At 55.2% G+C, this 7,109-nt stretch carries 9 protein-coding genes; 4 read left to right on the forward strand and 5 right to left on the reverse strand.

The annotated features are described in order from the left end of the window. Positions 1-106: 106 nt before the first annotated feature. Together AB4N82_RS29210 and AB4N82_RS29215 are read left to right on the forward strand one after the other, a co-directional pair. Complete coding sequence (locus tag AB4N82_RS29210) at positions 107-778, forward strand: NAD(P)-binding oxidoreductase (protein WP_122764061.1); 672 nt, start codon at positions 107-109, stop codon at positions 776-778. Then, entirely contained in the window at positions 775-1,440 is a 666-nt protein-coding gene (locus AB4N82_RS29215) for an NAD-dependent epimerase/dehydratase family protein (RefSeq protein ID WP_012724344.1), read from the forward strand. Before AB4N82_RS29210 ends, AB4N82_RS29215 begins: the two co-directional genes overlap by 4 nt. On the opposite strand, the gene AB4N82_RS29220 is transcribed toward AB4N82_RS29215, so the two are convergent. Beyond that, positions 1,437-2,018: a TetR/AcrR family transcriptional regulator gene (locus tag AB4N82_RS29220; RefSeq protein ID WP_163034946.1), complete on the reverse strand. Its 582-nt coding sequence runs from the start codon at positions 2,016-2,018 to the stop codon at positions 1,437-1,439. The two genes, AB4N82_RS29215 and AB4N82_RS29220, sit on opposite strands and share 4 nt — an antisense overlap. Before the next feature lie 154 nt (positions 2,019-2,172). Here AB4N82_RS29220 and AB4N82_RS29225 point away from each other — a divergent pair, with 154 nt between their 5' ends. Next, positions 2,173-3,048, forward strand: a complete 876-nt coding sequence (locus tag AB4N82_RS29225; protein ID WP_032885502.1) for a LysR family transcriptional regulator — start codon at positions 2,173-2,175, stop codon at positions 3,046-3,048. Between the two features lie 72 nt (positions 3,049-3,120). On the opposite strand, the gene AB4N82_RS29230 is transcribed toward AB4N82_RS29225, so the two are convergent. From AB4N82_RS29230 to namA, 4 genes are all read right to left on the reverse strand, one after another. Further along, positions 3,121-3,558, reverse strand: coding sequence for a nuclear transport factor 2 family protein (locus tag AB4N82_RS29230; RefSeq protein WP_050442815.1), 438 nt, complete (start codon positions 3,556-3,558; stop codon positions 3,121-3,123). A 232-nt stretch (positions 3,559-3,790) separates the two neighbouring features. Further along, a complete protein-coding gene (locus tag AB4N82_RS29235; protein ID WP_122764060.1) occupies positions 3,791-4,810 on the reverse strand; it encodes an alpha/beta hydrolase in 1,020 nt (339 codons plus the stop codon). 68 nt (positions 4,811-4,878) lie between these two features. Next, positions 4,879-5,262 carry a nuclear transport factor 2 family protein gene (locus tag AB4N82_RS29240; protein ID WP_122764059.1) on the reverse strand — a complete coding sequence of 128 codons (384 nt, stop codon included), beginning with the start codon at positions 5,260-5,262 and terminating at the stop codon, positions 4,879-4,881. A 74-nt stretch (positions 5,263-5,336) separates the two neighbouring features. Further along, positions 5,337-6,377 (reverse strand): NADPH dehydrogenase NamA, encoded by a 1,041-nt coding sequence (gene namA, locus AB4N82_RS29245; RefSeq protein ID WP_122764058.1) that lies wholly within the window; start codon positions 6,375-6,377, stop codon positions 5,337-5,339. A gap of 113 nt (positions 6,378-6,490) precedes the next feature. On the opposite strand from namA, the gene AB4N82_RS29250 reads away from it, so the two are divergent. Further along, entirely contained in the window at positions 6,491-6,817 is a 327-nt protein-coding gene (locus AB4N82_RS29250) for a winged helix-turn-helix transcriptional regulator (protein WP_460104088.1), read from the forward strand. Positions 6,818-7,109 lie beyond the last annotated feature (292 nt).

Here is a 7,109-nt window from a genome sequence, read left to right on the forward strand (position 1 = left end):
TCTGTAGTGACCAATATAGAATAACCTTCAGCGTGCATTCGCCGAGCGCGTTTTCAGGTTCGCTTGAGCGGGAAATTTTTGAAACATCGCCTGATCTGGAGGAACTATGCACTCAGTTTTTATCGTCGGTGGTTCGGGTAAAGTGGCCCGAAGCCTTGCTCGACAACTGGCAGACCGAGGCCATCAACCACATTCGTTATACCGTCATGCGGAACAGGCCGAGGGACTCGAAGCACTCGGCGCCATCCCCGTTGCCGGTAACTTGCTTGACCTCGACACAGAGGCTCTGGCCAAGCTGATGGCGGGGAGTGATACCGTGGTATTCGCCGCGGGTGCCGGCGGCAAAGGCGGCGCGCAGATGACGGATGCCATCGACGGTCACGGCCTTGAGCTGTCCGTAGCCGCGGCTGAGTTGGCGGGCATCCAGCGCTTTATTCTTGTGTCGGCGTTTCCAGAGGCATCGCGTGGCAAATCGGTTTCCGAGACCTTCGAAAACTACATGGTCGTGAAAAAACGCGCCGACGTGCATTTGGCCGCAAGCGATCTAGACTGGGTCATTCTGCGCCCCGGCACCTTGCTGGACTCACCCGGCAGTGGCAAGGTCCACGCTGGCCTGGCTATCCCCTATGGCGACGTGCCGCGTGACGATGTCGCCGCAGCCTTGTTGCAGATCATCGAACAGCCCGGCGTCAGTCGCGTCATCATCGAACTGACCCAAGGCAGCACACCGGTCAACGAGGCTATCCAGCGTTTTGTGCGGGATAGCACTCAAGCATGAACGAACCCACAACATTCAAGCTGCTACTGGTCGGCGCAAGCGGGCTGGTTGGCAGCCATGTATTGGATCTGGCCCTGTCGGATCCGCGCGTCGGCAAGGTCTACGCGCCAACACGCAAGACTTTGGCGGCGCACCCTAAACTCATCGCCACGCCCATCGATTTTGATCACTTGGACGAACAGGCTGATCGCTGGCAAGCAGATGCAGTGATCTGCACGCTGGGTACCACGCTTAAAACAGCCGGCTCCAGAGCAGCCTTCGAGCGAGTTGACCACACCTATCCATTGGCAGTGGCCAGGCTCGCACGCGCGCATGGAACGCCGACCTACGTGCTCAATTCGGCTATCGGCGCAGATGCGGGATCTTCGTTTTTCTATAACCAGGTCAAAGGCCGCTTGGAACAGGATCTGGCGAGGGTGGGGTTTGAATCGCTGACGTATGTGCGGCCGGGTGTCATCGGAGGCAAGCGTGAGGAAGTGCGCCATGCCGAGCGTGCACTGATCCGGATGCTCAAGCTTGCATCGCCGCTGTTACCTGAACGCTGGCGTCTCAACCCCCCGGCGCTGATTGCGCGGGCATTGCTTGAGGCCGCGATCAGTCAGGAGCCTGGCATTCATGTGGTGCCATCGAGCAGCATGACCAAGCCTGCCGATCGGCACTAAGCCAACAAGCGTCGGCTCATATCAAGCGCAGCATCAAAAGGCTCGCGTGTTCTGTTGACCTTGACCAACAACGAGGCGCCCAACCACATCTGGTAGAGCGCTTCAGCCAATATTGCTGAGTCAACCGACGCACTTATGGAGCCATCCGCTTTACCCTGCTCAACACAACGAACCATCCGCTCGATGATCAGGGCAGTCCCCTTCTCAAGTACGCCGCGCATGTTTTCGGACAGATCACACACTTCCGCACCCAATTTGACCACCAGGCATTTTTGATCGGTGTGATCAAACGCCTGTGTCTCGGCCCAATAGCGTAGATAGCTCAGCAGACGTTCGGCGCCGCTGCCCTCACTGGCCAACTGCACATCGACACACGTGAGGTACTCTTCAAAGTACTCTTCGAGCAGCGCTTGGCCGAACTCTTCCTTTGATCGAAAGTAGTGATAGAACGACCCTTTAGGTACACCCGCGGCCGCGAGCAGCTCGGTAAGACCAACGGCGGTGTAACCTTTCTGGGTCATCAGCGACCTGGCGACATCGATGATGTGCTGGCGCATGTCATGGGCGGGTTTCTTCATAATGCGGCGCATGCTATCAAAAAAAACGATCCAGCGGCAGGCGCCCGGTGGAGCACCTGCCGTTTGTTCACCCGTATCGGAAGCAATTTTACGCAGCGCTTCAGCGACAAAAATATAAATACATTTCGAAGCAAAACATAATTATTATTTGAGCATGATCAAAGAACTGAAAACACTTATCGCTGTGGCAAGAGAAGGCACATTTGCGGCTGCCGGCAGCAAAATCGGCCTCACCCAAGCCGCCGTCAGCGCCCAGATGCAACGCCTTGAGGCGGAGCTAGGGGTACAGCTATTCGACCGTAAGGGACGCTCGGCTCAGCTCAATCGAATGGGTCACCAGGTTTTGGCGCAGGGTCAGGAACTGGTACGCCAATTTAAAGACCTGGGCTCGACATCGGTGGGTCTTCCTGCGAATGTTTTGATCACCATTGGAGCGATTGCCTCGGTTCAGCGCTCCTTCTTGCCAGAAGCCCTGGCTGAATTTCATCAACGATCTGCGCAATGCAGAACGCGAGTGCTCCCCGGCTTGTCGATGGAGTTGGTGAACCAAGTCGATTCAGGCGAAATCGATATGGCCGCGATAATCCGCCCGCCCTTCTCGCTTCACAGTGATCTGCGCTGGACAACCTTGGCGCGAGAACCTTACCGGCTGATCGTCCCCGCCGATATGCCGGGAGACGATTGGGCTGAATTGATATCGAGCCAACCCTTTATCCGCTATGACCGATCATCCTTCGGCGGACGCCAAGTTGATAGGTTTCTGCGACAAACCCATTTTTCATTACACGAAGTCTGCGAACTCGACGAACTGGATGCAATCGTCAAACTGGTTGCAAACGGCGTTGGAGTCGCCTTGGTGCCAGAAACGGCCACCCGTAAAGAATGGCCTGCCGAGGTACGTGCAATCGACCTGAAACAACGTACATTCCATCGCGATATTGGTTTGGTGCACCGTGCACGCCGCAGTCTAACTGAGCCAGTAAAACTACTGGCTCAACTGATTACCGAGCATGCAGTGAAGAAGAATTAGATAAGTGCTGACGAGTACTTCGTGAAACTCATCTTCAATTTCGAACTCAATTTTCAGCGCTGCTTTGACTAGTTAAGGCGCGTCATGGGTTTGGAAAATCTTGCTAACAACCGTCCACTTGCCTTCTACTTTCAGCAACTGGAAGAAGTCGGTGAAAGAGAGGCCGGACATGCCGTTGGCATCGATACGAGCACTCGCGGCATTACCGACGATTTCAATACGAGTAATCGCGGCTTGCGCGTCGGGAGAGGGACGGAAATCCTTGTCAATTCCCTCGAACAAGATTGGAATCGCGCCGCCTTCCAACTTGCCCTCGGCGCTGACGCTGTACATCGTCGCATGTTCATTGAAAGCGGGTTTCATGATACTGCTCTTGGCCTGCTTGCAACCCTCAATATACGCGTTAAGCACCTCTGTAATAGCTTGATAGTCTTCTACATACGTAGCTTTTCTGACTGTTTTACTACTGATAACTTGTGGGCCACCTGGTGCGTTTTCTGCTTGAGCCATCGCGCCAAAGCTCGAAATCAAGGCCACAAAAAACAACTGCTTAATAGATATAAATTTCATTTAGTCGCTCTTCATAAAGGAGTGCAATTATCGAAATATGCTCAACCGCACAAACGCAGCAGACGCTCCGAAAGTCTGCTGTGCGCAGGCAGCCTCGCAATGAGATGAGGATATGTTTTCAATGACGAAGCCCGCAGTTTCAACGTGACCTGCGGATTCTTTGTTTTTGAAATTACTTGCTCAGGTTGATCTTGAGTTCATGAGATGCCTGCGCAATCGCGCTGCGCGGCGTCGGCAGACGGCTGAAGCCGTTCGACAGACCGAAATCGTGAATCATGCCGTTGTAGCGAACCGTCTTCACAGGCACACCCGCCGCGTCGAGCTTGCGGCCGTACGCTTCAGCTTCATCGCGCAGGACATCGAATTCGGCAGTCTGGATCAGCGTCGGCGGCAAGCCCTTCAACTGTTCGGTCGTGGCCTGCAGTGGAGAGGCGTAAATCTGTTTGCGTACCTCGGCGTCGGGTACGTAATTGTCCCAAAACCACGCCATCATGTCCTTCGTCAGGAAATAGCCGTTGGCAAAGGCCTTGTACGACAGCGTGTCAAAGTTGGAGTCTGTCACTGGGCACAGCAACACTTGCGAGCGCAGTGCGGGTTCACCCTTCTCGTTCGCCATCAGGGCAACTACGGCGGCAATGTTGCCGCCAGCACTGTTGCCGGCTACGGCGAGGCGAGTGCCGTCTACCTTGATCTCTTGCCCGTGTTCGGCGACCCATTTTGTCGCGGCATAGGCTTGCTCCGTAGCGACGCCATATGCCGCCTCTGGCGAGAGGCTGTAGTTGACGAAGACCGCCACCGCACCCGAGCCTACCACCAGGTCACGCACCAGTCGTTCGTGGGTCGGGAAGTCGCCCAACACCCAGCCGCCGCCGTGGAAATACATGAACGCGGGCAGAGTCTTCTGTTGGCTACCGACCGGGCGCACGATGGTCAATTTCAGATCGCTGCCGTTCACGCGTATCGTCTTCTCGCTGACATCAGCTGCCGGCAAGACTACTTGGGGGGCAGCCTGGGCACCCGCCAGCGCCGCACGGGCATCGACCGGCGTCATGGAGTCGAGCGTCGGGACACCTTCAAGCGATTGCAAGAGTTTCGCCGTGTTGTGCTCAACTCCCGGGTACGTGGCGGCGGAGGCAGTACCGGGCGCAAGCGTAACGACCGTAAGAGCAAGAGCAGAGGTAAGGGTTTTCATGACGTTTCCATTTTTATGCCTGAGTGCTGGGAAGCCTCAACTGCCACAGACTTAAGGACGACAGAGGTTCAAGGCGCGACGTGGGTGTGAAAGATCTTGCTGACGACCGTCCACTTGCCTTCAACTTTCAACAGATGGAAAAAGTCGGTAAACGAAATGCCGGACATGTCGTTTGCGTCGATGCGCGCGCTCGCCGCGGTACCGACAATCTCAATGCGGACGATAGCTGCCGGTGCATCAGGAGAGGGGCGAAACCCTTCATCGATCCCCTTGAACAGGATAGGAATTGCGCCGCCGGCCAGCTTACCGTCGCCATCGACGCTAAACATGGTCGCTTGCTCATTGAAAGCAGGCTTCATTAGGCTGCTTTTTGCTTGCTTGCAGCCCTCGATGTACTTGTTCAGCACCTCGGTGATGGCTTGGTATTCGTGTATGTAAGTAGGTTTACTCATGGTTTCACGCCTGCTTCATTGGATTGGATTGAGAATTAGGACTGTCCAGCCGCCCGCTTATGACGCGGGCTGATTCACGCTTTGGTATCAAGCCATACAGAGCCGTAACGCGTGTAGGCAGCAGGTATCTCAATGATTTCTTTCAAATCATCTGCTGCAGTGCGCACCCAGAACGGATCACGCAGCATTTGCCGCCCGACAAACACCAGGTCAGCTCGGCCGTTTTGCAGGATTTCTTCGGCTTGACGACCACTCTGGATGACACCCACCGCACCCGTCGCAATATGCAGCTCCTTACGCAGCAACTCAGCGGCCGGTACTTGGTAACCGGGATAGGTCTGCACCTTGATCATCTTGATTCCGCCGGAGCTGCAGTCGATCAGGTCGACACCCTGTTCCTTCATCCAGCGACCGTATTCAAGGAATGACTCGGGTGTGTTTCCGCCTTCGGCGTAATCAGAGCTGGAGATACGAACAAACAGAGGACGATTGCCCCAATGGGTTTTGACTTCCTCCAGCACTTCGCGCAGGAAGCGATAGCGACGCTTGGCATCACCGCCATATTCGTCGTCGCGGGTGTTGGCGAGTGGGGAGAGGAACTCACTCAGCAAATAACCATGCGCGGCATGGATCTCAAGTACATCAAAGCCCGCTTCACTGGCACGTCGTGCAGCATCGCCGTAGAGCTTTACCAAACCCGGAATTTCGTCAGCCGCGAGTGCGCGAGGCACAGGGCTGGTTTCGGTGAACGGAATAGCCGATGGCGCAATGTGAATAAGATTGGGCAAGTCAGCATTGCGTCCTGCATGACCGATCTGAGCACCGACTTTCGCGCCAAAGCTGTGAAGCAATTCAGTGAGCGCCTTCAAGCCAGCGACATGTGCATCGCTCCAGATACCGAGGTCACCGGCACCAATACGGCCATCGGCGTGAACTGCCAGCGTTTCTGGGAAAATCAATGCCGCCTGGCCCAAGGCGCGGGCACCGTAATGCACTCGATGCCATTCAGTAACGAAGCCGTCATCTGCCGCCATGTGCATGCACATGGGCGACATGACGACGCGGTTTTTCAGTTTCATGCCTTTTATTTCATGGGGGGAAAGCAACAAGCTCATCCGGATCATTCCGTAGTGATTGATACGGAATGATGTTAGCGTGCGCACACCATATTCGTAAGTACGCACATTTATGTGCTGTAGGCACATTTTTTATACCAAGGAGATGCCCTGTGAAAAAATGCATTCCCCGGGATGAAGTTGAAGCATTCGCTTGCCCTGTCTCCTTTACGGTCGATGTCATTGGTGGGAAATGGAAATCGCTCATCCTGTTCCACCTGATGTCAGGAACAAAGCGCTTCAACGAGTTGCGCCGACTAATCCCTGATGTGACGCAGCGGATGCTCACCTTGCAACTCAGAGAGCTGGAGACAGATAAGGTTATCCATCGCGAAATCTATCGAGAGGTCCCGCCCAAGGTCGAATATTCCCTAACAGAATTAGGCAAACACGCTTGCCCCACTGATCAGCGCAATGCGGGAGTGGGGAGCGGTGCATGAGAGTGCAATCCTGGCATTCAGGCGGGCTGAGATTGATGCAAATTCAGGTGAATCGCTCGCCTAACTTTAGATTTTTGTCAGGCCGGCGAACGCCCCAGCGCAGGATAAATAACTAGCACTGGGGCGTGGGCTCTAGTGGATCTCGATCCACCTTGATGCCCCTCTTACCGAGCGCGTCTGGCCAAATGCTCGTAAGCCAGACGAGCGGATTGACCCACTACTTGGCAATGGACGTCACCCCCTCCCCCTGGGATCAGATACGGGTTCAGGCACGCCGTGTTCCACCCTGATT

This window comes from Pseudomonas sp. H1_D04 (genome assembly GCF_054683855.1).